Raw genomic sequence first — 25,957 nt, 5'->3', positions numbered from 1 at the left:
TCAGCCCTTCTCGGGGTCCTTGAGACCGACGCCGACGTAGTCGATGCCGCCGGTCGCGGCGTTCGCCGAGGAGAACAGGCCGGTCACGTTCTCGCCCGGCAGCATGACGCCCTTGGCGACCATGAGCGGGACGACCGGGGCCAGCTCGAGGATCTGCTCGTCGAGGTCGCCCCACTGCTCGTTGGCGGCGTCGATGTCCGTCATCGCCCCGATCTCGTCGATCCGCTCGTTGATCTCCGGGTCGTTGATCTGGGCGATGTTGCCGTTGCCCTTGTCGTAGATGTTGCGGCCGTCGAACAGCGGCGGGATGAACGTCGCGGCCGACGAGGCCCAGTCCGGGCACCAGCCGGTGATGGCGGCGTCGTGCTGCTGGGACGGGGTGCCGATGGTCTCGTAGTAGGTGGAGGTGTCGATCAGGTTGAGCTCGACGGTGATGCCCACCCGCTCGAGCGCCTGCTGGACGGCCTCGGCCTGGGCCTGCATGGACTCCTGGGCGCGGATGTCGAGGGTCATGGTGAACCCGTCGGACAGGCCCGCTTCGTCCAGCAGCTTCTTGGCGGCCTCGACGTCGCCCGTGCCGTCCTCGGAGGGGTAGAGGTCGAAGTCCTTGTGGCCCGCGACCGACGGCGGCAGGATCGTCGTGGACGGGTCACCGAGCTGCGTGCCGCCGCTCGCGTTCACGATGGTGGTGCGGTCGATCGCGTAGCTGATCGCCTGCCGGACGCGGACGTCGTCCAGGTGCTTCTTGGTGGTGTTCAGGCCCATGTACGTGGTGCAGATGCCGGGGAACTCCAGGACGCGTTCCTTGAGTTGCGGCGTCTGCAGGCGCGGGAGCGTGGCGGGCTGGATGTTGCCCGCGATCGCGTTGACGTCGGCGCCCTGCCCGGCGATGAGCCGCTCGTCGATGGTGGCCGGGTCCAGGCCGATGGTGAACTCCCAGGCGTCCGGCTTGGCGGCGCGCACCTCGTCCGTGGCCGGGTCCCAGCTCTCGTTGCGTGTCAGCTTGATGGTGCTGCCCGGCACGTACTCGGCCAGCTTGTACGGTCCCGAGGCGATGATCTCGTGGATGAACTCGTCGCCCGCGCCGCTGTCGACGGGGAACGGCGTCGCGTTCACCTGGGAGAGCACGGCGTCGAACTCGGGGAACGGCTTGATGAGGTGGAAGACGATTGTCTTGTCGTCGGGCGTCTCGATGGTCGGCAGGTCGCCGCTCTTGTACGGGCCCTCGTAGTCCTCCGGGGCGTCGATGACCTGCTTGAGGTACGGCGAGCCGATGCCGAGCTCGGGGTCCCAGGCCCGGGAGATGCCGAACTTGACCTCGGCCGACGTGATCGGGTCGCCGTTGTCGAACTTGAGCCCGTCCTTGAGCGTGTAGGTCCAGGTCAGGCCGTCGTCGGACGCCTCGCCGAGGCTCTCGGCGAGGTCCGGGACGATCTCCGTCGGGTTCTCGGACGAGCCGGGCGCCGACGTCGTGAGCTGCCGGTAGACGAGGCGGTAGAAGTTGTTCACGCCGCCGTCCCAGCCGCGGGCCGGGTCGAGGTACGAGAAGTCGGCGGTCTGCAGGACGTGCACGGTGCCGCCCACCGCGGGCTCCGCCGTGAACCCGCCACCCCCGGAGGAGTCGGCCGGGGCGCCGCCGCCGCAGGCGGCGAGGGCGAGGGTCGTGGCGGCAGCGAGGACGGCTGTCGTTATCCGATGGAGCTTCACGATGTGGCCTCTCGGTTGATGACGCCGGAGCGTCGAGGGTCGTACGGGTAGGGGCGTGCGGGCAGGAGCCCACGGGCGGGTCGGTCCGGTCAGGTGTGCCGGAGCCAGACCCGCATCGCCCCGGGTTCGCGGTTCGCCCAGAGGTGGTAGGGCACCAGCGGTACCTGCGTCGTCGTCGACGAGGTAGATGGGTCGGTCCGGTTCGCGGCCGGGTACGGGTCGTCCGACGGCGCGGGCCGCCGGCTCACGTGGGCGGTCAGGGCATGCCGCAGCACGAGGTCGCCGGGCAGCGGATCGTCGGACGGCGGTGGCGCGTCACCCACGGCGTGCACGACGAGCTCGTCGACGGGCGCGGGGGAGTCGGCCTGCTCCAGGCAGTGCACGACCGGCCCGCGCACGGCGGCGACGGCGCCGCGGGTCGCGTCGACGGCGGGGTGCGAGACGACGAGCGCCGGGCGCATCGGCAGGTCGAGCACGATCTCCTGGCCCGGCCGCCACACGTCGGTCAGGTGCAGCCAGCCGTCCGTGGCTGCGGCGTCGACCGCTTCGGTCACCGGCTCGCCGTCGACGGTGACCCGCGGCGTCGTCGCCCAGCCGGGGATGCGGAGGGTCAGCGTCGACGGCTCGTCGCGGGCGTCGAGCACGGTGACCGTGACGCGACCGTCCCAGGGGTAGTCGGTCACGACGTCGACCGAGAGCACGGCGGAACGCACACGGCACGCGGTGAGCAGCGCGATCGTCAGGCCGTCCGGCTTCTCGAGCGCCACGTGGTCCTGGAGCGCGCTGATCCAGCGCGTCGCGTTGGGCGGACAGCAGGCGCAGCCGAACCATCGGCGGCGCAGCGGCTCCGCCGGATCGACCGGCCGCCCGTCGGTGTGGTCGGGACGGCGCTGCAGCGGGTTGTCGTAGAAGAAGCGGGTGCCGTCCAGCGAGACGCCCGCGGCGAACCCGTTGTAGAGGACGCGCTCGACGTGGTCCAGGACGGCGGCGCTCCCGGTGGCCAGGAACAGCCGCCAGCCCCACTGCATGGTGCCGATGGCGGCGCAGGTCTCGGCGTAGGCGCGTTCGGACGGCAGCTCGTACCGGTCGCCGAACGCCTCGTCCGAGTGCCGCGACCCGATCCCGCCCGTGACGTAGGACTTGGTGCGCACCATGTCCTCCCACAGGCGGAGCAGGTGGTCGATCCGCGCCGTGTCGCCGCGCTCGATGGCGACGTCGGTGGCGCCGGCCGCCAGGTAGACCATGCGCACGGCGTGCCCGGTCACCGTGTCCAGGTCGCGCAGCGGCGCGTGGTCCGCGTAGTACGCGGGCCCGAACGGCGCCTTGGCGAAGAGCCCGGAGCCGCGCCGCTCGACGAACAGCTCGGCTTGGCGCAGGTACGGCTCGTGTCCCGTCTCGCGGTACAGCTCGACGAGCGCCGCCTCGATCTGCGGGTGGCCGCAGTACTCCGCGCGGCCGTCCTCGCCGAACCGGTCCACCACGAGGTCCGCGAACCGGCGGGCGACCGCGAGCAGCCGGTCGTCGCCCAGCCCGCGCGTGGCGGCGAGTGCGCCCTGGATCAGGTGGCCGAGGTTGTACAGCTCGTGCCCGCCGGCCAGGTCGGTCCACGGCGGGACCGACGTGTCGGGGCCCTGGTGGAACGTCGACAGGTACCCGTCGTCGGCCTGCGCGCGCTCGACGAGGGACACGGCCTCCTCGTAGAAGGCGCGCACTGCTGCGTCCTCGGGCACGCGGGCCAGCTCGTACGCGGCCGCCTCCAGCGTCTTGTAGACGTCGGTGTCCATGAACGGGTACCCGCCGCGGAACGGCCCGCCGGTCTGCTCGGCGATCCGACGGAAGTTGTCGAGGACGCCGGAGGCCCGTACCTGCTCGACGACGTGGGGGAGCGTCGCGCCGGTGTTGCGCTGCTGCCACCGGCCCAGCAGGCCATCGGTGAGCGCTACCCGGGCCGCGCGCTGCTGCGCCCCTGTCCTGGTGTCGTTCCGCATCGTCCTCCGCCCTTGGTTCCTTGATCAGAGGTATGTGATGCGTGATATTCTACTGATCGACGGCGGCGGTGTCGATGGGGTGAATGTAAACGACGCGTTTCGGCTTCTCCTGGCCGTTCCCGGCCGCTACCTCCCGGCCGGCCCGCACTGCCTCAGGTACCCTCAGGCGCCATTGACGACGGGGTTCGCATCCCGTGTAATATACTACTAGCGTTGCCTGACCACCCAGGAGTGCAGCATGAGCGCAACAACACCCACCCCGTCGGTCCGTCGTCTACCGCCGGTCGCGAGCCTGCGCGAGCAGGTCCACCGCGCCCTCGTGGCGGCGATCGTCGCCGGTGAGCTCGAACCCGGGGAGCTCGTCTCCGTGCCGACGCTCGCCGCGCGGTTCGACGTGTCGGCGACGCCGGTGCGCGAGGCGGTGCTGGACCTGGAGCGGCGCGGGTTCCTGGAGGCGGTCCGCAACAAGGGGTTCCGTGTCACCCGCGTGAGCGACCAGACCCTGCGGCACGTCGCCGCCGTCCGGCTCGTGATCGAGCCGGTCTGGATGGAACGGCTGGCCAAGTCCTTCCCCGTCGGGCAGCTCGCGGAGTTCCGCGCGCTGGCCGACGAGATCGTCGAGGGCGCGCGCACCGGCGACCTGGTCGCGTACCTGCAGGCGGACCAGACGTTCCACCTGCGGCTCATGGGCCTGCTGGGCAACCCCGTGGCCGGCGAGATCGTCGCCGACCTGCGCGACCGGGCCCGCCTGCTCGGGCTGTCGACGATGGTCGCGAGCGGCACGCTCGCCAGCTCGGCCCAGGAGCACCACGAGCTGCTCGACCTGCTCGCCGCCGGCGACGGACCGGGCGCCAAAGCACTGATGGAGCGGCACATCGGGCACTCGCTCGGCACGTGGGCGGGCAAGCCGGAGGACTGACGCCGTCGTCGCTCGTCGAGCGCCGTCGTTGGTCGAGCCTGTCGAGACCGCCGAGCTCTTTGAACCGCAGAAAACGAACTGATCGAGGGGGTGGATGTGGCAGCGGACGTCGTGATCGTCGGCGCCGGGATAGTCGGCGCGGCCTGCGCGCGAGCCCTCGCCCGGGCCGGCGCCCGGGTGACCGTGCTCGACCGCGGGGCGGCCGCCGCCGCGACCAGCGCCCACGGCGAGGGCAACCTGCTGGTCTCCGACAAGGGTCCCGGCCCGGAGCTGGAGCTCGCCAAGGTGTCGCTGCGCCGGTGGGTCGCGCTCGCGGACGAGCTGGCCGACGAGCTCGGGCCCCGGTTCCCCTCCGTCGAGCACGAGCCCAAGGGTGGCCTGGTCGTCGTCACCTCCGCCGACGGTCTGGCCGGACTGCGCCGGTTCGCCGAGGCGCAGCGGGCGTCCGGCGTCGACGCGGTCGAGGTGACCGCCGAGGAGGCGCGCGAGCTCGAACCCGACCTGGCGCCCGGCGTCGTGGGCGCCGTCCACTACCCGCAGGACGCCCAGCTGCAGCCCGTCGCGGCCGCCGAGGCGCTGCTCGCGTCCGCGCGTCGCGCCGGGGCGGAGGTCCGCACCGGCGTCGAGGTGACCGGCCCGCTGCTCAGGGCCGACGGCTCTCTCGCCGGCGTCGTCACGTCACAGGGGGAGGTGGCCGCGGGCGCCGTCGTCGTGGCGGCCGGTCCCTGGTCGGCGGAGGTCGCCGAACGGCTCGGCTCCTGGCTCCCCGTGCGGCCCCGCCGCGGGATGGTGCTCGTGACCACGCCCATGCCCCAGCGGATCCGGCACAAGGTCTACGACGGCGACTACTTCGCCGCGACGCAGTCGGCGGGCGCCGAGCTGCAGACCTCCGCCGTCATCGAGTCCACACGCGGCGGGACGGTGCTGATCGGGTCCAGCCGCGAGCAGGTCGGGTTCGACGAGCGCTTCCGCGCCGAGGTGCCCGCCGAGATGGCGCGGCGCGCGGTGGCGGTGTTCCCGTTCCTGGCGCGTACCCAGGTCATGCGGTCCTACCTGGGCTTTCGCCCGTACATGCCCGACCACCTGCCGGTGATCGGCCCGGACCCCGCTCGTGCCGGGCTGTGGTTCGCGACGGGCCACGAGGGCGCCGGCGTCGGCCTGGCTCCCGCGACCGGCGACCTGCTCGCCGCGCAGCTGCTCGGGTTCGAGCCGCCCGTGGACCCCCGCCCGTACGCCGCCGACCGGCAGACGCTCCTGGAGATCCGACCATGACCTCGTACCGCGTGCCCGCCGAGCGCGATCCCGCCCGGCCGGGCGCCGACCGGCCGCTGACCGTCGTCGTGGACGGCGAGCCCGTCACCGGGACGGCCGGTCAGACGATCGCCGGCGTGCTGCTGGGTGCCGGACGGCGCGAGTGGCGCACCACCACGACGGGCGGGGCGCCGCGCGGCGTGTTCTGCGGGATCGGCGTGTGCTTCGACTGCCTCGTCGAGGTCAACGGCCTGCGGGACGTGCGTGCCTGCCTGCGGCGTGCGCAGGACGGCGACGTCGTGACCCGGCAGGGCGGACCGGGGGAACCTCGATGAGCGGCGCGACGAGACACGTGGTCGTCGTCGGCGCGGGCCCGGCCGGGCTCGCCGCCGCGCGAGCCGCCGGAACCGCGGGTGCGCGGGTCACGCTGCTCGACGCCGCCGACGGGCTCGGCGGACAGTACTGGCGCCACCTGCCGGCGGAACGTCCGGCCGGCCGGGAGGGCCTGCTGCACCACAGGTGGGCGACCTTCGGTGAGCTCGACGGTGCCCTGCGGGCGCACCGGGACGTGACGGTGCTGCCCTCGGCCCAGGTCTGGTCGCTCGAACGGCTCGACTCCGGCATCCGGCTCAACGTCCTGATCGGGGAGCCCGACGGCGTCGGGCGCGAGCCGCTCGTGCTCGAACCGGACGCGCTGGTGCTCGCCACCGGCGCCCACGACCGCACCCTGCCGTTCCCCGGCTGGCAGCTGCCCGGCGTCTACTCCGCGGGTGCGGCGCAGGCGCTGGCGAAGGGAGAGCGGGTGGCGGTCGGACGGCGCGTCGTCGTCGCCGGGGCCGGGCCGTTCCTGCTGCCCGTCGCGTCGTCCCTGCTGCAGACCGGCGCCGACGTCGTCGGCGTGCACGAGGCGGGCCGGCTCGGATCCCTCGCCCGCGGCTGGCTGGACCGGCCGTGGGAGCTGGCCGGGGCCGCGGGCAAGGCGGGCGAGCTGGCCGGGTACGTCCGCGACCTGGTGCGCCACCGCGTGCCGTGGCGGCCCGGCGAGGCGGTGGTGGCCGCGCACGGCGACGGGCGGGTCGAGGCGGTGACCGTGGCGCGCCTCGACGAGCGCTGGGCACCGGTCGCCGGGACCGAGCGGCGCGTCGAGGCTGACGCGGTGTGCGTCAGCCACGGCTTCACGCCGCGCCTGGAGCTGGCGATCGCCGCCGGGTGCGACCTCACGCCGAGCCGGTTCGTGGTGGTCGACGACCGTCAGGCCACGTCCGTGCCCGGGGTGTGGGCCGCCGGCGAGGTCACCGGCATCGGTGGCGCCGACGCGGCACTGGCCGAGGGCACGGTGGCCGGGACTGCGGCGGCAGGCGGCGACACCGGCACCGGAGCGGCCCGCGCGGCCGGCCGGGCACGCACCCGGGCGCGCGGCTTCGCGGCGCGCATCGAGGCGGCACACGGGATCCGCGGTGGCTGGACCGGCTGGCTGCGTGACGACACCGTCGTCTGCCGCTGCGAGGAGACCACCTACGGACGCGTGCGCGAGGTCGCCGAGCTGACCGGATCGCGCGAGCCGCGCTCCGTGAAGCTCACCAGCCGCGCCGGGCTCGGCCCGTGCCAGGCGCGGATGTGCGGCCGGACCCTCCAGGAGCTCCTGGCCGGCCCGGAGGCTGCGGCTGCCGCGGCGCCGACCGTGGACCGCCGTCCGTTCGTCGTCCCCGTCCGCCTCGGTGACCTCGCGGCCCTGCCCACAACTTCCCGACCCACAGCATCAGCATCCCAACCCGGAGGAGACCGGACATGAACCAGCGTTTTGACCTCGGCGGCGTGATCGTCGCTACCACCCTCGCCTTCAAGCCGGACGCGTCCGCGCCGGCCGGGCTCGCCGTCGACTACGAGCGGTTCGCCGCGCACTGCGAGTTCCTGATCGACAACGGCTGCCGCGGCGTCGGCCCGAACGGCTCGCTCGGCGAGTACTCGTCCCTCACCGACGACGAGCGCCGCAAGGTCGTGCAGACCGCCGTCGCGACGGTCGGCGACCGGGGGCTCGTCGTGGCCGGCGTGCACGGCGTCGGCTCGCACCAGGCCAGGCACTGGGCAGAGCTCGCGAAGGAGGACGGCGCGGACGCCGTCCTGCTGCTGCCGCCCACCCTCTACCGCGCGAACCGGTCCGAGGTGATCGCCCACTACGCCGCCGTCAACGAGGTCGGCCTGCCGATCATGATCTACAACAACCCGATCGACACGAAGGTTGACCTCACGCCCGACCTCCTCGCCGAGCTCGCCCAGCTGGAGAACGTGGTCGCCGTCAAGGAGTTCTCGGGCGACGTGCGGCGCGTGCTGGAGATCAAGGAGCTGGCCCCCGACCTCGACGTCATCGCCGGCGCCGACGACCTGCTCTTCGAGTCGCTGGTGGCGGGCGCCACGGGCTGGTTCGCCGGCTACCCGAACGCGTTCCCGCGCGAGGCGGTCGAGATCTACACCCTGGTCACCGAGGGCAAGATCGCCGAGGCCCGCGAGCTGTACAAGCACCTCGTGCCGGCGTTCCGCTGGGACTCCCGCACCGAGTTCGTGCAGGCGATCAAGCTCTCGATCGACATCACCGGACAGAGCTACGGTGGCCCCACCCGCCCGCCGCGCGGCCCGCTGACGGCAGAGCACGAGGCCCAGGTCCGCAAGGACACGGAGTCGGCCCTCACCTACATCGCCTCGCGCTGAGTGCTGGGTATCTGTCCCTTCGAAAGGATTCGACAGGGCAAATACCCAGCACTCAACGGACCAAGGAGAGAGAGCATGCGTACCAGTCGGACCATTAGTGCCGTCGACTCGCATACCGAGGGGATGCCCACGCGGGTCGTGACCGGGGGTGTCGGGGTCATACCCGGGGACACCATGAACGACCGGCGGCTGTACTTCATGGAGCACATGGACGACCTGCGGCTGTTCCTCATGAACGAGCCGCGGGGGCACGCCGCGATGAGCGGCGCCATCCTCCAGCCGCCGACCCGGCCCGACTGCGACTGGGGCGTCGTCTACATCGAGGTGTCCGGCTGCCTGCCCATGTGCGGGCACGGGACCATCGGCGTGGCGACGGTCCTGGTCGAGACGGGCATGGTCGACGTCGTCGAGCCGGTCACCGAGATCCGGCTCGACACGCCCGCCGGGCTCGTCGTCGCCAGGGTGGCCGTCAGCGACGGCCACGCCGACGCCGTGACCATCGAGAACGTGCCGAGCTTCGTGACGGCGCTCGACCAGGTGATCGAGGTGCCCGGCTACGGAACGGTCCCGTACTCGATGGCGTTCGGCGGCAACTTCTACGCGCTCGTCGACCTCGACGATCTCGGCCTGCCCTTCGACCGGGCGCGTCAGCAGGACCTGCTCACCGCCGGGCTCGCGATCATGGACGCGATCAACGAGACCGCCATGCCGAAGCACCCCTCGCTCGACGGCGTGGAGGGCTGCCACCACGTCGAGCTGATCGCCCCGGGCTCCGACGCGCGGCACTCCCGACACGCCATGGCCATCTACCCGGGCTGGTTCGACCGGTCGCCCTGCGGCACCGGGACGTCGGCCCGCATGGCCGAGCTCTGGGCCCGCGGCGAGCTCGCCCTGGACACCGACTTCGTCAACGAGTCGTTCATCGGCAGCCGGTTCGTCGGCCGCCTGGTCGCGGAGACCGACGTCGCGGGCGTGCCCGCCGTCGTCCCGACCATCACCGGGCGTGCCTGGGTGACCGGGACCGCCAACTACGTGCTCGACCCCAGCGACCCGTTCCCGACGGGCTTCGTCTTCTGACTCTGCCTGCTTGACCTGTCTGCTCGACCCGCCCGCCCGATCCCGCCACCCGCTGAGGAGCCGACCCATGACCGCCACCGCGGCACCCGACCTCGACCGCACCGTCGACGACGTCGCCCGCCGGGCCGCCGACGCCTTCGACGAGCTCTCCCGCACGGCGCCCGACATCCGCGCCGAGGGTCTGCGCAGGGCCGCCGCCGCCCTGGCCGACCACACGGACGAGCTGGTCGCCATCGCCCAGGAGGAGACCGGCCTCGCCGAGGCCCGCCTGCGCGGCGAGCTCAAGCGCACGGGGGTGCAGCTGCGCCTGTTCGCGCAGGTCGTCGCCGACGGCGCCTACCTCGACGTACGCCTCGACGAGGCAGACCCTGACTTCGTCCTCGGCCCCCGGCCCGACCTGCGCCGCAGCCTCTGGCCCGTCGGACCCGTGCTGAACTTCGCGGCGAGCAACTTCCCGTTCGCGTTCTCCGTCGCCGGCGGGGACACGGCCGCGGCGCTCGCGGCGGGCTGCCCCGTGATCGTCAAGGCGCATCCCGGGCACCCGCTGCTGTCCGAGCGGGTGGCGGAGCTGGTCTCGGCCGCGCTGGCCGGGGCCGGCCTGCCGGAGGCGACGCTGCAGCTCGTCACCTCGCAGGAGGCCGGGATCGCGCTGGTCGAGCACCCGGCGGTGCGAGCCGCCGCGTTCACCGGGTCGCAGCGGGTGGGGCAGCTGCTGGCCGCCCGGGCCGCCGCGCGGCCCGACCCGATCCCGTTCTTCGGCGAGCTGGGCAGCGTCAACCCGGTGCTCGTCTCGCCCGAGGCGCTCCGCGAGCGGTCGGACGACCTGCTCGCGGGGTACGTGGCGAGCGTGTCCGGTTCGGCGGGCCAGCTCTGCACCAAGCCCGGCTTCCTCCTCGTCCCCGAGGGCACCCGGTACGACGACGTAGTGGTCACCGCCGCGGCGCTGGTGCCGGAGCACCGGCTGCTGAACCCGTCGATCGCGGACGGGTACGAGCGGCGGGTCGGGCAGGTGCTCGGAGTCGACGGCGTGCGGGTCGTGCACGCCGGCGGGTCCCGACGCGACGCGGACGGACAGGCCTGGGTGACGCCGACGTTCGTCGCCGTCCCGCTCGACCTGCTCCGGAGCGCCGGTCCGGCTCTCCTCGACGAGGTGTTCGGGCCGTTCTCCGTGATCGTGGAGTACCCGGTGGGTGCACGCTCGACCGGTGAGCTGATGGCCGAGCTGGCCGCGGCGGTCGCCGAGCTGTTCCCGGGCAACCTCACGCTGACCCTGCACCTGGGCTCCGGAGAGACAGATGGGGAGTGGGCAGGCCTCGTGGCCCGGCTGGCGCGGCACGCCGGCCGGATCCTGCTCGGCGGCTGGCCGACGGGCGTGGCTGTCACCCCGGCGATGCAGCACGGCGGGCCGTGGCCGGCCACGACGACCGACGGGACGTCCGTCGGCACGGCGGCGATCGGGCGCTTCCTGCGCGGGGTCGCCTTCCAGGACGCCCCGCAGGAGCTGCTGCCCCCGCCGCTGCGCGACGACAACCCGTGGGACGTGCCCCGGACCGTCGCCGCGCGCGGCGAGTCGTCGCTCTGGTGACCGGCCCAGCCGATCAGCAGCGGACCTACAGCCCCGTCATGCGGAGCATCGCCTCGGTATAACGCTCGCCGCTGACCTGGATCTTCTCGGCGCCGGCCGAGATCTCGGCCAGGTCGGCGGCGGTGAGCTCGACGTCGGCGGCGCCGATGTTCTCCTCGAGACGGCTCGTCCGGCGGGTCCCGGGGATCGGGACGATCCACGGCTTCTGGGCGAGCAGCCAGGCGAGCGCCACCTGCGCGGTCGTGCAGCCCTTGCGGGCCGCGACGGCGTCGAGCAGCTCGACGAACGCCTGGTTGGCGTCGCGGTTCTCCGCCTTGAAGCGGGGGAGCCCGGTGCGCATGTCGCCCTCGGCGAGCTGGGTTGCCGAGGTCAGCGCGCCCGTCAGGAACCCCCTGCCGAGCGGGCTGAACGGGACGAACCCGATGCCGAGCTCCTCGAGCGTCGGCAGGATCTCGGGCTCGGGGTCCCGGGTCCACAACGAGTACTCGCTCTGCAGCGCGGTGACGGGCTGGACCGCGTGCGCGCGGCGGATGGTGTCGGTCCCCGCCTCGGACAGCCCGAACCGGCGCACCTTGCCGGCCTGGATCAGCTCGGCGACCGTACCCGCGACGTCCTCGATCGGGACCTGCGGGTCGACGCGGTGCTGGTAGAAGAGGTCGATCACGTCCGTGCCGAGGCGGCGCAGCGCGGCGTCGGCCACCTCCCGGATGTGCTCGGGGCGACTGTCGGTCCCGACGCTCCGGCCCTCCTCGTCGAGCTTGAAGCCGAACTTCGTGGCGATGACCACCTGGTCACGCACCGGGGCGAGTGCCTCGCCGACCAGCTCCTCGTTGACGAACGGGCCGTACGCCTCGGCCGTGTCGAAGAGAGTGATCCCGCGGTCGACCGCGCCGCGCAGGACCGCGATCATCTCCTCGCGGGTTCCCGGGTTGGGGCCGTAGCCCTGGCTCATGCCCATGCAGCCCAGCCCGATGGCCGAGACCTCGAGGCTGCTCGTCCCGGATCCCAGTGTTCGTGTCTGCATCAGTGACTCCTCGGTCGGTCGGTCGGATCGGGCGGCCCGTGCCCGACGCGCAGGCGTCAGGCAGGGCCGCTCTCGCCGCGGTACGGGCGGAAGAAGTCGCGCAGCTCCTGTGCGTAGAGCTCGGGCTCCTCGAACGCTGCGAAGTGCCCGCCCCGCTCGGGTTCCGTCACGCGGACCGTGTTGGTGGTGCGCTCGAGCCAGGCCCGCGGCGGGCGGACGACGTCGCCGCGGAACACCGAGAACCCGGACGGCACCTCGACCCGGCGGGTGAGCTGCTCGGCGGGGATGGCCGAGTTCGCGTTGTACATCCGCATGGACGAGGCGATGGTGCCCGTGAACCAGTAGATGGTGATGTTGGTGAGGATCTCGTCCCGGGTGTAGCGCTCGACGCCGCCGTCGCTCCACGACTGGAGCTTCTCGACGATCCAGGCGGCCAGGCCGGCAGGGGAGTCGTTGAGCGCCGCGGCGACGGTCTGGGGCTTGGTGCGATGGATCGCGCCGTAGGCACCCTCGGTCGCGCCCCACGTCGCGGCCTCGGCGAACCATGCCCGCTCTGCGGCGGTGAGAGTTGCGGGGTCACCGGCGAAGACGGGCAGGCCACCGTCCGTGCGGTGCACCGCGGCGACCCGGTCCGGGTGGTCGAGCGCGAGGTAGCGGCTCACGTGGCTGCCCATGTCCCCGCCCGCGGCGCCGAACCGCTCGTAGCCGAGGGTCCGCATGAGCTCGGCCCAGAGCCCGGCGACGGCGACGGAATTCAGCGGCGGCCCGGTCGGCCGGTCCGAGTACCCGAAGCCAGGCATGTCGGGGACGACCACGTCGAATGCGTCGGCCGGGTCGGCGCCGTGCGAGCCCGGGTCCGTCAGGACCGAGACGACCTTGGAGTACCGCCAGAACGAGTCCGGCCAGCCGTGGCAGAGGACCAGGGGAAGCACCGGGCCGGCCGGAGCCGCGGCGCGGGCGTGCACGAAGTGGATCCCGAGCCCGCCGACCTGGGTGCGGAACCGGGGGAGCCGGGCGAGCGCGGCCTCCTGCGCCGGCCAGTCGAACCCGTCCGCCCAGTAGGCGACCAGCTCGCGGAGGTAGTCGAGGTCGGTGCCGAGGGACCATCCGGCGTCCTCGGGAGCGTCGGGCCAGCGGGTCGCCCGCAGCCGCGCACGGAGGTCTTCGATCGCCTCGGGGGCCGTCCGAGGGGCGAACGGCTCGGGGGCAGCAGGGGTGTCCGGCACGGACCTCACTTTACGTGGACGGTCGTTGTGAGGCGACGGCGATGAGGCCCCCGGGTGGCATCCTCAGCAGCAGACGCTTGTTCAATAATTGACACCTGTCTATGATCAGCGGCATGAAGCTCGACCTGGGTCCGTCGGCGCCCGTCAAGGACCGGCGCGTGCGGCGGTCGCGCGCGGCGCTCACCCGGGCCGCCGTCGCGCTCGTGACGGAGCGGGGCACGGCCGCCGTGCCGCTCTCCGACATCGCGGCCGCCGCCGACGTGAGCCGGCAGATCGTCTATCAGCACTTCGGCGACCGGGACACGTTGCTGCTGGAGGCCGCGCTGGACCTGATCCGGACCGAGCTGATGCCTTGGCTCGCCGAGGGCGACCCAGAGGCAGACGCCCGGGATCAGGTGCTCCTCATGACGCGCCACTTCGCGCAGCACCGTGTCTTCTACCGCGCGATGCTGAACAGCTCCAGCGCCTCAGCGCTGACCGAGGCGCTCGGCGGACTGTTCGGCGCGGTGAACCGGCGCGCGCTCCACGAGCGCTTCGCCGGCATGTTCGACCCCCAGCAGATCGAGGACCTCACGGTGTTCGTGACCGGGGGCAGCGCGAGCATCGTCAACGCGTGGGTCACCACGGGCGACGAGCCGCTCGACCCGGAGGACCTCGCCGACCGGATGATCGGCCTGGCCGGCATCTTCACAGCGGCGCTGGGTCAGGTCACCGCCACCAAGACCAAGGAGTCCGGCCGATGAGCCTCATCAGTCACGTGTTGCAACGCCGGCAGAAGCTTCCGGACCCGCAGACCCGGCGGCTCCGGGTCGAGAGGAACCTGCGCGTCCCGATGCGGGACGGCGTCGACCTGCTGGCCGACCGCTGGGCACCGCGGGAGGGCGGCGAGGGCCTGCCCACCGCGCTGATCCGCAGCCCGTACGGGCGCTCGGGCGTGTTCGGCACGATCATGGCCCGGCCGTTGGCGGAGCGCGGCTACCAGGTGCTGATCCAGAGCGCCCGCGGCAGCTTCGGCTCCGGCGGCGTCATGGATCCGCTGCGCCAGGAGCGCGAGGACGGGCTGGACACGCTGGACTGGGTGGTCGAGGAACCCTGGTTCGGCGAGGCGCTGGTCCTGTTCGGGATGAGCTACATGGGCATGGTGCAGTGGGCGGTGGCCGACAGCCTGCCGGCGCAGGTCAAGGCGATGATCCCCGTGGTCACCGAGTCGGCGCTGACCAAGGAGTTCCTGCGCGCCGACGGCCGGTCCCTGGAGCTGCCGCTCGAGTGGGGCGCCATGGTCGCCACCCAGGAGCGGCCCCTCAGGCTGCTGCGCATGAACGCCCAGACCAAGAAGACCGCCCGCGCGTTGAGCACCCTGCCGCTGAGCGGGTTCGACGTCGCGGCGACGGGTGCGCGGTCGCAGTACGTCCAGGACGTCCTGGCGCACGACGCCGCCGACCCGCACTGGGACCGCCTCGACCACACCCACCGCGTCGCGGCCACGAGCGTTCCCGTCAGCTCGGTCGCCGGCTGGTACGACGTCTTCCTGCCGGGGCAGCTCCGGGACTTCACGATCCTGCAGGACGCCGGCCGGACCGCCCGCCTCACCGTGGGCCCGTGGACGCATACGGAGCCGGCGGCCGCGACGTCCGAGGCCCTCGGTTTCGGCCTGGCGTACGCCCGCGGCGAGGAGCCGGCCGAGCGCGCGCCGGTGCGGCTGTTCGTGATGGGTCAGGACGAGTGGCGCGACTTCGAGAGCTGGCCGCCCGCCGGCTACGAGCCGCAGCGGTTCCACCTCCAGGCCGGCGGCGGGCTCGCGGCGGACCCGCCGACGCCGTCCGCCCCCGACGAGTACCGGTACGACCCCGCGGACCCGACCCCGGCGGCCGGAGGTATCAGCATCAGCAGCGGCGGCCGCGTCGAGAACGGCGCCCTGGAGGCCCGGCCGGACGTCCTGACGTACACGACAGAGGTGCTCGCGGAGGACGTCGAGGTCGTCGGCGAGGTGAGCGCGGAGGTCTGGTTCCGCTCCAGCCTCGCGCACGCCGACGTGTTCGTGCGGCTGTGCGACGTCGACGCAGAGGGCCGGTCGTTCAACGTCTGCGACGGCCTGGTCAGCCTGACCGGCGCGGACGAGCTGTCGCAGGCCACGGTGACCCTGTGGCCGACGGCGCACCGGTTCGAGCGCGGTCACCGCATCCGCGTGCAGGTCTCCAGCGGCGCCTTCCCGCGCTTCGCCCGCAACACCGGGACCGGTGAACCCCTCGCGTCCGCGACGACGCTCCTCGCCGCGGACCAGGCCGTCCACCACGACCTGGGCCACCCCTCGGCGGTGATCCTGCCGGTCCGGTCGGCGCGCTGACGGTCCCTGCCCAGCCTCGGTTCAGTCCCGGGGCCGCAAACGGAGCGTCTCGCCGACGGCGTGCGCGCCGGTGACGGTCGCCCTGTCCGCGGACGACGTCACCGACCTGGACGGACTCGTCGCCCGGCTCGGCGTCGCGGGCAACCGGTACGACGACGCGGGCATGGCCGCCGTCGGCCGCTGACCCGGTTTCAGCGCCGCACGTGCTGGACGCGCCGGACCGCGAGCGCGGCCGCCGTCAGGCCGAGCGCGGCACCGCCCACGGCGACGGCGCTCGCGCCCGCCGGGTGACCCGCCGCGTCCAGCACGATGCCCATGTGGTCGAACGCCGCGACGTCGTTGATCGCCATGTACCAGGCGATCAGGTACAGCACCTGGAACACGCGCGGGGTGCGCGTGACCGTGCCGAGCAGCAGCGCGAGCGACGGGATGAACAGCGCGCCGGCGGCCCAGTGTGCGGCCCGCACGGCGTCGCCGTCGAGCAGGATGCTCGCCAGCGGCCCGACGGCGGTCGCCGCCGTGAGCGCCACCCCGGCCAGCCACTGCGCGAACGTCCGGTCCAGGCTGCCCGGGTAGGCGCCCAGGAGGGTGTCCAAGCCGTGCTCGAGGTGCTGCGTACCCAGCCGCGACCAGACGAGGACCGGCCAGATCCAGGCCGCAGCCAGCATCGCCGTCCCGGGTCCGTCCCAGGCCACTGCCGCGACGTTCAGCCCGGCGACGACGAGCCACCACCACCAGGACAGGTCCGACGTCAGGACCCGCAGCTCGCCGGCGACCATCCGGGCCAGTGCGGGTCGCCGTCCGGCCGGGGCAGCGGTCAGCGAACCGACGGTCAGTGAAGCGACGCGCGCTGAACCGACGCCCACTGAACCGACGACCTGCGGCGCCGCGGCGGCGCTCGCCGGGAGCTCCCCGGCGCGTACCAGCCCCGCATCAACCGCGACCCGCGTTGCCCCCGCCGCCCGGGCCACGTCGAACCGGTCGAACCACAGCGCGGGGAGCACCGCGACGAGGACCGCGGCCAGGAGCACCAGAAGGCGGCCGGCCACGAGCTCGCCGGTCGGTGCGAGCCCGTCCCAGTCGAAGACCCGCAGCGGTTCGTCGATGCCGGTCAGGCCCAGGCTGAACCCGCCCGCCGGCGGCAGGCCCTGCTCGACGACGGACGCCCGCATCGACTCGACCACGAGCCCGAAGCCGCCGAACGGCACCCCGCCGCTGCCGAGCAGCAGGAACGTCCACACGAAGAACCAGACGATGTTGCCCAGGCCCGCGCGCAGCGGCCGGACCGTCTCGAACAGCACCGCGGCGGCCGACGTCACCGCCAGCACGGGCAGCGTGAACAGCGCGAAGGGCGCCAGCAGCGCCACCGGGTCCACCGCGTACGACTCGCCCCGCGCGATCTGGAGCGCGAGCGCCGTCCCGGCGAGCACGCCCGCCATCGACGCCAGGACCAGGAAGTTGCTGAGCAGCTTGCCCAGAAGATAGGTGGGACGGGACAGCGGGGTGGCGGCGAGCACCTGCCCCACACCGGTGAGCCGGTCGCGCGTGATCGTGCCGCGCACCACGTAGAACCCGCCGAGCATGAGCCACAGCCCGCCCGCGAGCGCCGTGACGGTGCCGACCCAGGCGCCGTCGTACAGCCCCCGGTAGCCGCCGGCGTTCATGACCACCCACACCGAGTCGGCGGGCGGGATCGCCAGCCACCCCAGCCCGATCGCCGCGGCCAGCGTGACCAGGTAGGCGGGCCGTCGGGTGCGCTCGCGGAAGTCGGCGACGGCGATCCCCAGCAGGGCGCTCATCGGACGACGTCCGTGTTCGCGGCGGAGCCGTGCACCACGGCGAGGTAGGCGTCCTCGAGGTCCGGCGCGACCGGGACGGCGTCCGCGACCGGCGCCGAGGCAGCGAGCACGCGCACCCGCATCCCGGCGGGAGTGCGTACCTGCTTGCTGATCACGTGGCGCTCGCGGAGCAGCTGGAGCGTGTCGGCGGGGACGGTCACCTCCCACACCTGCCCCTGGGCAAGCCGCAGCACGTCGTGCGGGGCGCCCCGCACGAGGAGCCGGCCGCGTGCCATGACCGCGATGTCGGAGGCGACGGACTCGATGTCGGACGCGATGTGCGTGGAGAGCACGACCACCCGGTCCGTGGCGAGGTCGCTCAGCAGGTTGCGCAGCACCACGCGCTGCTCGGGGTCCAGGCCGGCCGACGGCTCGTCGACGACGAGCACCCGCGGATCGGTGAGCAGCGCCTGCGCGATGCCGACCCGGCGGAGCATGCCGCCCGAGTACGCGCCGAGCGGCCGCTTGCCCGCACCGGCGAGGTCGAGGAGCTCGAGCAGCTCGGTGATCCGGGCGCGGGCGGCACGGGCGCCGACGCCCTTGACCGCGGCCAGGTAGGACAGGAACTCGGGGGCGCTCAGGTGCGGGTACACGCCGAAGTCCTGCGGGAGATAGCCCAGGCGACGGCGGAGCGCGTCGGGCCGGCGCACCACGTCGGCGCCGTCGAACAGCACCTGCCCGCTGCTGGGCCGGGTCACCGTGGCGGCGATCCGCATGAGGGACGACTTGCCGGCGCCGTTCGGACCGAGCAGCCCGATCAGGCCGGTGCCGAGGCGCAGGGTGACGGCGTCGACGGCGCGCGGGCCGCCGCGGTACTGCTTCATGACGTCCACGAGCTCGAGTACGGGTTGCATGTGCTGATGGGACCATCCGGGCTGGTGGGAGGTCATGACCACCAGGCGGTGAACCTGAGGTAGGGCTAGTACTACCTTCCGCGCCGGTCTCCTGGCTGCCGTCTAGCATGACGGCGTGCGAGAGACAGGCCCGCGGACGGCGCTGGAGGCCGTCACCTGGCCGCGGCTGCTGCTGAGCCGGTGGCCGTGGCGGTCCCTGGCGTACCTGCTGAGCACCCTGCCGCTCGGCGCCGTCGCCGCTGCCCTCCTGACCATCCCGGCGGTGATGGCCGTCACCGGCTGGGCCGCCGGCACCCTCGCGCCGGGCACGGCGGTGGTGCTGATCGTGCTCGAGCTGCTGCTCGTGGTGGGGCTCGGGCCCTGGTTCGCCCGGCTGCTGGCGGCGACGGAGCGGCGTCGGCTCGCCTGGGTGGACGGCCGCCCGACGCCGGAGCGACGGCCGGCCCTCGCGCTCTACGCCGATCCGGCGACCTGGCGGGAGGTCGGCTGGCTGCTCGTCCTCGCCACGCTCGCGCCGGCTGTGTCGGCGACTGCGCTCCTCCTCGGGCTGCTCGTCGGTCTCTACGCGGTCAGCCCGTTCGTGCTGCTGGCGCAGGGCCCGGGCGACGGGCCGGTGGCCCTGGGGCCGTGGTCGGCCTCCACGGTGGCCGGGTCGGTCCCGTTCGCGGCAGCCGGGATCGTGCTGCTGCCGGTGGTCGGGTACGTCTGGACGGTGGTGGCCGGAGGCCTGGCCGAGGTCGCGCGCCGTCTGCTGGTCGGCGCCGAGAGCGAGATCCGGGCCGAGCTGGTCGAGGTGTCGCGCTCGCGCGCCCGCCTCGCCGACGCGTTCGACGCCGAGCGCCGCCGGATCGAGCGGGACCTGCACGACGGCGCCCAGCAGCGCCTCGTGAGCCTGACCCTGCAGCTCGGCCTGGCCCGGCTGGACGTGCCGCCGGACTCGCCCGCCGGGCGGTCCCTCGCCAGCGCCCACGACCAGGCCAAGGAGCTGATGACCGAGCTGCGCGAGCTGATCCAGGGCATCCAGCCGCAGACCCTGACCGACCTGGGCCTGCCGGCCGCGCTCGGCGAGCTCGCCGACCGCTCGCCCGTGCCGGTGCACGTCGACGCCGCGCTCGGCTTCCGCCCCGAGCCCAAGGTCGAGTACACCGCCTACTTCGTCGTCTCGGAGGCCCTGGCCAACGTCGCCAAGCACGTGGGCGCCGCGGGCACCGCCCGGGTGACGGTGCGCCGCGCCACCGGGTCCGGCACCCGAGGCGACACCCTGACGGTCGAGGTGACCGACGACGGTCCCGGGGGAGCGGACCCCGCGCGCGGCACCGGGCTGGCGGGGCTCGCCGACCGGGTGGCGGTCATGGGCGGGCGGATGCTCCTGTCCAGCCCGGCCGGCGGGCCGACGACGGTGCGCGCCGAGCTCCCGTACGGTCCGGACGGTGCGCCGTGAACGGCGCGATCAGCGTCGTCGTCGCCGAGGACGGCGTCCTCCTGCGCGTGGGGCTGGTCGGCCTGCTCGAGCGGTTCGGGTTCGAGGTGCGCGCGGCAGTGGAGGACGCCGACGCGCTGCGCGCGGCCGTCGAAGCCCACGACCCCGACCTGGTGATCACCGACATCCGGATGCCGCCCACGCACACCCACGCAGGCTGCAGGTGATCAGACTCATGGCGCACCGGGGCTCGCCGTGATGTGCTGGTGTTTTGTCACCGCTCCCTGCCTGGCCCTCTGTCCCCTTCTGTTGTTTTGGTATGTGACATCAGCTTTCCTCCTCAGACAGGGCGTGCGTGGGCAGTGATTCTCCCCGTCAGCTCATGCTGCATGTCTGCCAGCAGGACCTGAGGCTGGACACCCCGTCCCTGATGGGTGGCCTGTGCAGAAGGACAGCCCACCTCCGCAGCTCCACATGCCTGAGCTGCAACCTTTGTTCCTCTGGGCCTCCCAGGGGGGTAATCAGATCCTTCCAGCAGCCATTGTGCAGGTACAGCCAGGCAGCTGTGGAAAGACATCTTGTCAGCCTTCCTCCCACCTGATGAGGCCTTCATTCCTGGGTCCCATGTGTTCCTCCTGCTGAGGCAGGCACTGCGTGATGTGCTCCTCCCCATTTGGCACCCACAGCAAACATGTCCCCCCAGTTTCAGTGTGCACATGAATAATCATCAAGTGAAGTAAAGTCAGCAGTATGGAGGAATACCAAATGTGCAGGCACTCAGGCACTGGGTCCTCATTGCCTACGTCACTGACTCCCCTTGTTCCCAGCTCCATCAGCAAGGTCATTTGTCCCCTTTGATCATGCAGCATATCAGTAATCTAGGATCTGCTGAATATGTGACGAACGCCTATGCGAGCCTCGGCGAGCCGCTGCGGCGTCGACTCGCGGTCGACCTGGACCAGTGCCAGCGCCCGCAGCTGCTGCACGGTCAGGTCCGTCTCCAGCAGAGGACGCAGCCGTGCGGCGAAGAACTCCTCGCCGAGCAGGCGGTGCAGGTCGGCGAGCTCGGCGACGAGCTGGTCGCGGGTCTGGTCGGTCACGGAGCGACTGTAGTCGGCAACTTCACCCGCCGAGCACCCGCCCCGAACCGGAGTTGCGAGGCGGGAACCCGGGCCGGATCCTTTGCGTTAGGCAAAATACTGCGCCGGAGGGGTAGTGGGCCCGGCGCGTCCCCAGATCTGGAGGCAGTGTGTTCCGTCTTGCCCGTATGTCGCTCGCGAACCGTGCGCTCGTCGCGCTCGCGACGATCGCCGTCTTCATCGTCGGCATCTACAGCATGGGGCAGCTCCGGCAGGAACTCATCCCGTCGCTGAACGTACCCGTCGTGGCGGTCACCGCCGCGGACCCGGGCACGTCGCCCGAGATCGTCGCCGACCGGGTCACCGGCCCGATCGAGACGGCGGTCGAGACCATCGACGGCGTCACGGGCGTGACCTCCACGGTCTCCACGGGCGTCTCGATGACGACGGTCGAGCTGGAGTACGGCACCGACGCCGACGCGATCGAGCAGGAGATCACCTCCGCGGTCGACGGCCTCCGCGACCTGCCGGAGGACGTCGAGCCCCAGGTCATCGCCGGCTCCCTCGACGACCTGCCCGTGGTGCAGCTCGCGGTCTCCGGCGACGGCACCGAGCAGGAGCTCACCGACGCGATCGAGTCCGCCCTGGTGCCCGAGCTGTCGGGCATCGCGGACGTCCGCGACGTCACCGTGACCGGGACCACCGAGCGCCAGGTCGTGATCGAGGCGGACGACAAGAAGCTCGCCGCGGCCGGGCTCAGCGCCGCGCAGCTCTCGTCACTGCTGCAGGAGAACGGCACGGTCGTACCGGTGGGCGAGGTGACGGACGACGGCGAGACGAGCAGCGTCCAGGTGGGCACGTCCGTCAGCTCCGTCGAGGAGCTCGAGAAGCTCCCGATCGTCCCCGCCGCGGGTGCCACGGGCACCCCGGGCGGCGCCGCGGGCGCACCCCAGGCCCCCGGCGCCGCTCCGGAGGCCGAGCCCGCCCCCGAGGTCGTGCACCTGGGCGACGTCGCCGAGGTCAGCGTGCAGGACGTGCCGCCCACCTCCTTCTCGCGCCTGGACGGCGAGCCGTCGCTCGCCATCGCCCTGACGAAGACGCCGGACGGCAACACGGTGGACGTGTCGCACGCGGTGCACGACGTGCTGGCCGACCTGCGGGACGAGCTCGACGCCGACGGCGTGAGCACCGCCGTCACGTTCGACCAGGCGCCGTTCATCGAGGAGTCGATCGAGGGCCTGACGACGGAGGGCGGGCTCGGCCTGCTGTTCGCGGTGCTCGTGATCCTCGTGTTCCTGGCGTCGATCCCGGCCACGCTGGTCTCGGCGATCTCGATCCCGCTGTCGCTCGCGGTGACGTTCGCGGCCATGAACCTGACCGGCTACACGCTGAACATCCTCACGCTCGCGGCGATGACCATCTCGATCGGGCGGATCGTCGACGACTCGATCGTCGTGATCGAGAACATCAAACGACACCTGTCCTACGGCGAGGACCGGGTGGACGCCATCGTCACGGCGGTGCGTGAGGTGGGCGCCGCCATCACCGCCTCGACGGTGTGCACGGTGGCGGTCTTCGCCCCGATCGCGCTGGTCGGCGGCATGGCCGGCGAGCTGTTCCAGCCGTTCGCCGTCACCGTCGCCATCGCGATGGGCGCGTCCCTGGTCGTGGCGCTGGTCGTCGTGCCGGTGCTGGCCTACTGGTTCATCAGGGTCCCGGCCTCGGCCGACGGCGGCGTCGCCATGCGCGAGGCGGCCGAGCTCAAGGAGCGCCGCGGCGCCTGGCAGCGTGCCTACGTGCCGTCCCTGTCCGCCGCGCTGCGCCACCCGGCGATCACGCTCGGCGTCGCGGTCGCCCTGCTGGCCGGCACGGTGGCGCTGGTGCCGCGCATGGAGACCAACTTCATCGGCAACGCGGGCCAGGACACGCTCACGGTCACCCAGGAGTTCGCGCCGGGTACCTCCCTGGCGGCCCAGGACGAGGCCGCCAAGGAGGTCGAGGACGTCCTCGCCGGCGTCGGCGACGTCGAGACCGTGCAGACCACCGTCGGGTCCGGGGACGGGGCGGCCGCCGCGTTCGGCCAGGGCGGCGGCGCCGGCAGCGCGTCGTTCGCGCTCACGCTCCAGGACGACGCCGACGGCGAGGCCGTGCAGGACGACGTGAGCGAGGCGCTCGACGAGGCGGACCTGACGGGCGAGGTCAGCGTGGCCGCCGGCGACTCCGGCTTCGCCGGCAGCACCGTGGACCTGGTCGTCACCGCCGCCGACGCCGACGGGCTGGCCGAGGCCGCGAGCACCGTCGAGGACGCCGTGACGGGCCTGGACGGCGTGGAGGACGTGACGAACAACCTGGCCGCCGAGCAGACCGGCGTCCAGGTGACCGTCGACCGGGACGCCGCGGCGGAGGTCGGGCTCACCGAGGCCACGGTCTCCGGGCTGCTGGCCGGTGCGATGAACGAGTCGAGCATCGGGACGGTCGACCTGCGCGGTTCGACGCTCGACGTCGTGGTGGCCGGCGACCAGCCGGCGACGGCGGCCGAGATCGAGGACATCGAGGTGCCGACGGCGGCGGGTGTGCTCCCGCTGAGCGACCTCGTGACCGTCGAGGAGGTGTCGGCCCCGGCGTCGATCACCCGGCTCGACGGCGAGCGCAGCGCCACCGTCGCCGTGACCCCCTCCGGGGAGGACCTGGGCGCGCTGTCCCGGACGTTGACCGAGGAGATCGACGGCCTCGACCTGCCGGACGGCGCCGAGGTGAGCGTGGGCGGCCTCGCGGCCGACCAGGCCGACGCGTTCGAGGACCTCGGCCTCGCGCTGATCGCGGCGATCCTCATCGTCTACCTGGTGATGGTCGCGACGTTCCGGAGCATCGGGCAGCCGCTGATCCTGCTGGTCTCCGTGCCGTTCGCGGCGACCGGCGCGCTCGGTGCGCTGCTCCTGACCGGCACGCCGCTGGACGTCGCCGCGCTGATCGGTGTGCTGATGCTGGTGGGCATCGTGGTGTCGAACGCGATCGTGCTGATCGACCTGATCAACCAGTACCGGGCCGACGGCCGGCCGCTCGACGAGGCGGTCAAGGAGGGTGCGCGGCAGCGGCTGCGGCCCATCGTGATGACCGCCGCCGCGACGATCCTCGCCCTGACGCCGATGGCGTTCGGCCTGACGGGCGGCGGGGCGTTCATCTCGCAGCCGCTGGCGCTCGTGGTGATCGGCGGCCTCGTGTCCTCGACCCTGCTCACGCTGTACGTGGTGCCGGTGATCTACACGCTGTTCGAGCGGCGCACCGAGGACCGGGCACCGAAGCGTGCCGCCCGGGCGGCACGCCGCGCGGAGAAGGCCGAGGTCAAGGCCAGGCACGCGGCCCGCGTCGCGGAGGAGCTGGCGGCGGGCACCGCGCGGTAGGCGCGGCGCCCGCCGGGGCTCAGCGCACCCGGTCGTAGACCAGCACGAGGGTGCCGTGCTCGCCCGCCGTCTGGCTGACGAGGTCCCACTTCCCGGCGGGCAGGCCGTCGTCGAAGAGCCGCGGGCCGCCGCCGAGGAAGATCGGGAAGACGGTGAGGGCCAGCCGGTCGACCTGGTCGGCGGCCAGCAGGTCCTTGATGACGCTCGCGCTGGAGAGCACGAGGACGTCGCCGCCGTCCGTCGCCCTGAGGTCCGCCACCGCCTCGGCGGTCGGCTTGTCGACGACGGTCGTGCGCTCCCACGGAGCCCGGTCGGGGTCGAGGGTGGAGGAGAGGACCACCTTGTCGACGTCGACCAGCCAGCGTGCGAAGCCGACGTCGCGCGGGTCTGCCCCCTCCATGTCGATCACGCCGGGCCAGAACCCGAGGAACCCCTCGGCGTTCACCCGCCCCAGGAGGGCGGTGGTCGCCGACTCCCAGAGGCTGGTCAGGTGGTCGCGGGCGACGTCGGTGATCGCGTACGGCATGACCCAGCTCATGTCCAGGGGGTCGGGCCCGGCGTAGCGGCCGTCGAGGGAGATGCTCATGTTGGTGACGACCCTGCGGCCGCCGGTCTGCTCGTTCACTGGATGCTCCTCGTATTGTCGGTGCTGGTCGTGGGCTTGGTCCTGTCAGGTGAAGCCGCGAGGATCGTCGCGAGCTTGTCGAGGCTCTGGCCGAAGCCGATCTCGATGCCCGCGACGAAGTCGGCGGAGTCCACGGTGCTGTCCGTGATGCCGTACCGGACGTCGAGCTCCGTGCCCGAGCCGTCGCCCCCGTCCGCGGGCCGGAGCGCGAGGTCGACGTGGGAGGTGAAGGCGGTTCCGCCGTCGGGGAGCAGGGGGGAGGAGCGGTAGGTGAGCCGCTCGGCGGGCCGCGCGACGTCGACCACACCCTCCGCGCGCCCGACGACCGCGTCGGAACCGCCGGCGTCCTCGATGTCGCGGTACTCCAGGACCACCCGCCCGCCCGGCCGGGCCTCGAAGACGAGCTCGGAGACGCGCAGGTCGTCGGGCGCCCACCACCGGGCGAGGAGGGACGGCTCCGTCAGGTGGCGCCAGACCTGCTCGGGGCTGCCGGCCAGCGACCGGTGGAACGTGAACGAGCGGTCGTCGGCCCACCCCGGTCCCTGTGCGGCGCCGCGCTCCGCGTGCAGGCTCCGGCCGTAGCGGTCGAAGGTCTCGCGTGCGCCGCCGGCGGTGTCCGCGGTGTCGGCGAGCCGGTTGAGCTCGGCGGCCAGGTCGCGCAGCGGGCCGGGCTCCAGGGCGTAGACGCGGCGCTGGCCGCTGCGCTGCGACGTGACGACGCCGGCTCGCTCAAGGGTCTGCAGGTGCTTGGTCGTCTGCGGCTGGCGCGCGCCGGCGAGCTCGGCGAGCACGCCGACCGGGCGCGGCCGCTCGGCCAGGAGGGTGACGAGCCGCCAGCGCGCCGGGTCGGCGAGTGCGGTGAGAAGTGCGTCCATGAACACGAGTATTCTCCATAGAGAATATTCGTGTCAAG

At 72.9% G+C, this 25,957-nt stretch carries 21 protein-coding genes; 12 read left to right on the top strand and 9 right to left on the bottom strand.

Translation table 11 applies throughout. The features are described 5' to 3' along the window. Both ACNYC2_RS13430 and ACNYC2_RS13425 read right to left on the bottom strand, forming a co-directional pair. Positions 1–1,707, bottom strand: a complete 1,707-nt coding sequence (locus tag ACNYC2_RS13430; RefSeq protein WP_419707499.1) for an ABC transporter substrate-binding protein — start codon at positions 1,705–1,707, stop codon at positions 1–3. A gap of 89 nt (positions 1,708–1,796) precedes the next feature. Further along, positions 1,797–3,695 carry a glycoside hydrolase family 127 protein gene (locus ACNYC2_RS13425; protein WP_419707498.1) on the bottom strand — a complete coding sequence of 633 codons (1,899 nt, stop codon included), beginning with the start codon at positions 3,693–3,695 and terminating at the stop codon, positions 1,797–1,799. 238 nt (positions 3,696–3,933) lie between these two features. Between ACNYC2_RS13425 and ACNYC2_RS13420 the strand changes: the two genes are divergently transcribed. From ACNYC2_RS13420 to ACNYC2_RS13390, 7 genes are all read left to right on the top strand, one after another. Beyond that, positions 3,934–4,614: a GntR family transcriptional regulator gene (locus tag ACNYC2_RS13420; protein WP_357506185.1), complete on the top strand. Its 681-nt coding sequence runs from the start codon at positions 3,934–3,936 to the stop codon at positions 4,612–4,614. A gap of 96 nt (positions 4,615–4,710) precedes the next feature. Continuing rightward, positions 4,711–5,886 carry an NAD(P)/FAD-dependent oxidoreductase gene (locus ACNYC2_RS13415; protein WP_419707497.1) on the top strand — a complete coding sequence of 392 codons (1,176 nt, stop codon included), beginning with the start codon at positions 4,711–4,713 and terminating at the stop codon, positions 5,884–5,886. Then, the gene (locus ACNYC2_RS13410) at positions 5,883–6,200 is read left to right on the top strand and encodes a (2Fe-2S)-binding protein (protein ID WP_419707496.1); all 318 of its coding nucleotides are present in this window, start codon (positions 5,883–5,885) and stop codon (positions 6,198–6,200) included. The genes ACNYC2_RS13415 and ACNYC2_RS13410 overlap by 4 nt, the downstream gene beginning before the upstream one ends. Continuing rightward, positions 6,197–7,657, top strand: coding sequence for an FAD-dependent oxidoreductase (locus ACNYC2_RS13405; protein WP_419707495.1), 1,461 nt, complete (start codon positions 6,197–6,199; stop codon positions 7,655–7,657). Before ACNYC2_RS13410 ends, ACNYC2_RS13405 begins: the two co-directional genes overlap by 4 nt. Continuing rightward, positions 7,654–8,571 carry a dihydrodipicolinate synthase family protein gene (locus tag ACNYC2_RS13400; protein ID WP_419707494.1) on the top strand — a complete coding sequence of 306 codons (918 nt, stop codon included), beginning with the start codon at positions 7,654–7,656 and terminating at the stop codon, positions 8,569–8,571. Before ACNYC2_RS13405 ends, ACNYC2_RS13400 begins: the two co-directional genes overlap by 4 nt. 75 nt (positions 8,572–8,646) lie before the next feature. Beyond that, positions 8,647–9,648, top strand: a complete 1,002-nt coding sequence (locus tag ACNYC2_RS13395) for a proline racemase family protein (protein ID WP_419707493.1) — start codon at positions 8,647–8,649, stop codon at positions 9,646–9,648. 67 nt (positions 9,649–9,715) lie between these two features. Then, entirely contained in the window at positions 9,716–11,233 is a 1,518-nt protein-coding gene (locus tag ACNYC2_RS13390; protein ID WP_419707492.1) for an aldehyde dehydrogenase (NADP(+)), read from the top strand. A gap of 25 nt (positions 11,234–11,258) precedes the next feature. Here the strand turns inward: ACNYC2_RS13390 and ACNYC2_RS13385 are convergent, their stop codons facing one another. Continuing rightward, complete coding sequence (locus tag ACNYC2_RS13385) at positions 11,259–12,257, bottom strand: aldo/keto reductase (RefSeq protein ID WP_419707491.1); 999 nt, start codon at positions 12,255–12,257, stop codon at positions 11,259–11,261. Positions 12,258–12,313: 56 nt separating this feature from the next. Next, complete coding sequence (locus ACNYC2_RS13380) at positions 12,314–13,483, bottom strand: epoxide hydrolase family protein (protein ID WP_419707490.1); 1,170 nt, start codon at positions 13,481–13,483, stop codon at positions 12,314–12,316. A 113-nt stretch (positions 13,484–13,596) separates the two neighbouring features. Here ACNYC2_RS13380 and ACNYC2_RS13375 point away from each other — a divergent pair, with 113 nt between their 5' ends. After that, positions 13,597–14,226 carry a TetR/AcrR family transcriptional regulator gene (locus tag ACNYC2_RS13375; protein ID WP_419707489.1) on the top strand — a complete coding sequence of 210 codons (630 nt, stop codon included), beginning with the start codon at positions 13,597–13,599 and terminating at the stop codon, positions 14,224–14,226. Next, positions 14,223–15,827, top strand: coding sequence for a CocE/NonD family hydrolase (locus ACNYC2_RS13370; RefSeq protein ID WP_419707488.1), 1,605 nt, complete (start codon positions 14,223–14,225; stop codon positions 15,825–15,827). The genes ACNYC2_RS13375 and ACNYC2_RS13370 overlap by 4 nt, the downstream gene beginning before the upstream one ends. 191 nt (positions 15,828–16,018) lie before the next feature. On the opposite strand, the gene ACNYC2_RS13365 is transcribed toward ACNYC2_RS13370, so the two are convergent. After that, entirely contained in the window at positions 16,019–17,626 is a 1,608-nt protein-coding gene (locus ACNYC2_RS13365; RefSeq protein ID WP_419707487.1) for an ABC transporter permease, read from the bottom strand. Continuing rightward, positions 17,623–18,519, bottom strand: a complete 897-nt coding sequence (locus ACNYC2_RS13360) for an ATP-binding cassette domain-containing protein (protein ID WP_419707486.1) — start codon at positions 18,517–18,519, stop codon at positions 17,623–17,625. Before ACNYC2_RS13360 ends, ACNYC2_RS13365 begins: the two co-directional genes overlap by 4 nt. A 115-nt stretch (positions 18,520–18,634) precedes the next feature. On the opposite strand from ACNYC2_RS13360, the gene ACNYC2_RS13355 reads away from it, so the two are divergent. After that, the gene (locus tag ACNYC2_RS13355; protein WP_419707485.1) at positions 18,635–19,960 is read left to right on the top strand and encodes a histidine kinase; all 1,326 of its coding nucleotides are present in this window, start codon (positions 18,635–18,637) and stop codon (positions 19,958–19,960) included. Continuing rightward, complete coding sequence (locus ACNYC2_RS13350) at positions 19,957–20,166, top strand: response regulator (RefSeq protein WP_419707484.1); 210 nt, start codon at positions 19,957–19,959, stop codon at positions 20,164–20,166. Before ACNYC2_RS13355 ends, ACNYC2_RS13350 begins: the two co-directional genes overlap by 4 nt. A 651-nt stretch (positions 20,167–20,817) precedes the next feature. On the opposite strand, the gene ACNYC2_RS13345 is transcribed toward ACNYC2_RS13350, so the two are convergent. Then, a complete protein-coding gene (locus ACNYC2_RS13345; protein WP_419707483.1) occupies positions 20,818–21,039 on the bottom strand; it encodes a hypothetical protein in 222 nt (73 codons plus the stop codon). Between the two features lie 167 nt (positions 21,040–21,206). Between ACNYC2_RS13345 and ACNYC2_RS13340 the strand changes: the two genes are divergently transcribed. Continuing rightward, a complete protein-coding gene (locus ACNYC2_RS13340) occupies positions 21,207–24,419 on the top strand; it encodes an efflux RND transporter permease subunit (RefSeq protein WP_419707482.1) in 3,213 nt (1,070 codons plus the stop codon). Between the two features lie 19 nt (positions 24,420–24,438). Here the strand turns inward: ACNYC2_RS13340 and ACNYC2_RS13335 are convergent, their stop codons facing one another. Then, positions 24,439–25,044, bottom strand: coding sequence for a dihydrofolate reductase family protein (locus ACNYC2_RS13335; RefSeq protein ID WP_419707481.1), 606 nt, complete (start codon positions 25,042–25,044; stop codon positions 24,439–24,441). Further along, positions 25,041–25,919, bottom strand: coding sequence for a metalloregulator ArsR/SmtB family transcription factor (locus ACNYC2_RS13330; protein ID WP_419707480.1), 879 nt, complete (start codon positions 25,917–25,919; stop codon positions 25,041–25,043). Before ACNYC2_RS13330 ends, ACNYC2_RS13335 begins: the two co-directional genes overlap by 4 nt. Positions 25,920–25,957 lie beyond the last annotated feature (38 nt).

The organism is Promicromonospora sp. NFX87, assembly GCF_048564965.1.
Taxonomy (GTDB): Bacteria; Actinomycetota; Actinomycetes; order Actinomycetales; family Cellulomonadaceae; genus Promicromonospora.
The sequence above is the reverse complement of the archived record's forward strand: the minus strand, read 5'-3'. Positions and strand labels throughout refer to the sequence as shown.

Excerpts from the sequence above, each read along its gene's own strand:
- ACNYC2_RS13395 (WP_419707493.1), top strand. The coding sequence starts at position 8,647 with ATGCGTACCAGTCGGACCATTAGTGCCGTCGACTCGCATACCGAGGGG.
- ACNYC2_RS13420 (WP_357506185.1), top strand. The coding sequence starts at position 3,934 with ATGAGCGCAACAACACCCACCCCGTCGGTCCGTCGTCTACCGCCGGTC.
- ACNYC2_RS13385 (WP_419707491.1), bottom strand. The coding sequence starts at position 12,257 with ATGCAGACACGAACACTGGGATCCGGGACGAGCAGCCTCGAGGTCTCG.
- ACNYC2_RS13370 (WP_419707488.1), top strand. The coding sequence starts at position 14,223 with ATGAGCCTCATCAGTCACGTGTTGCAACGCCGGCAGAAGCTTCCGGAC.
- ACNYC2_RS13405 (WP_419707495.1), top strand. The coding sequence starts at position 6,197 with ATGAGCGGCGCGACGAGACACGTGGTCGTCGTCGGCGCGGGCCCGGCC.
- ACNYC2_RS13375 (WP_419707489.1), top strand. The coding sequence starts at position 13,597 with ATGAAGCTCGACCTGGGTCCGTCGGCGCCCGTCAAGGACCGGCGCGTG.
- ACNYC2_RS13365 (WP_419707487.1), bottom strand. The coding sequence starts at position 17,626 with ATGAGCGCCCTGCTGGGGATCGCCGTCGCCGACTTCCGCGAGCGCACC.
- ACNYC2_RS13410 (WP_419707496.1), top strand. The coding sequence starts at position 5,883 with ATGACCTCGTACCGCGTGCCCGCCGAGCGCGATCCCGCCCGGCCGGGC.
- ACNYC2_RS13425 (WP_419707498.1), bottom strand. The coding sequence starts at position 3,695 with ATGCGGAACGACACCAGGACAGGGGCGCAGCAGCGCGCGGCCCGGGTA.
- ACNYC2_RS13330 (WP_419707480.1), bottom strand. The coding sequence starts at position 25,919 with ATGGACGCACTTCTCACCGCACTCGCCGACCCGGCGCGCTGGCGGCTC.
- ACNYC2_RS13360 (WP_419707486.1), bottom strand. The coding sequence starts at position 18,519 with ATGCAACCCGTACTCGAGCTCGTGGACGTCATGAAGCAGTACCGCGGC.
- ACNYC2_RS13400 (WP_419707494.1), top strand. The coding sequence starts at position 7,654 with ATGAACCAGCGTTTTGACCTCGGCGGCGTGATCGTCGCTACCACCCTC.
- ACNYC2_RS13390 (WP_419707492.1), top strand. The coding sequence starts at position 9,716 with ATGACCGCCACCGCGGCACCCGACCTCGACCGCACCGTCGACGACGTC.
- ACNYC2_RS13340 (WP_419707482.1), top strand. The coding sequence starts at position 21,207 with ATGTCGCTCGCGAACCGTGCGCTCGTCGCGCTCGCGACGATCGCCGTC.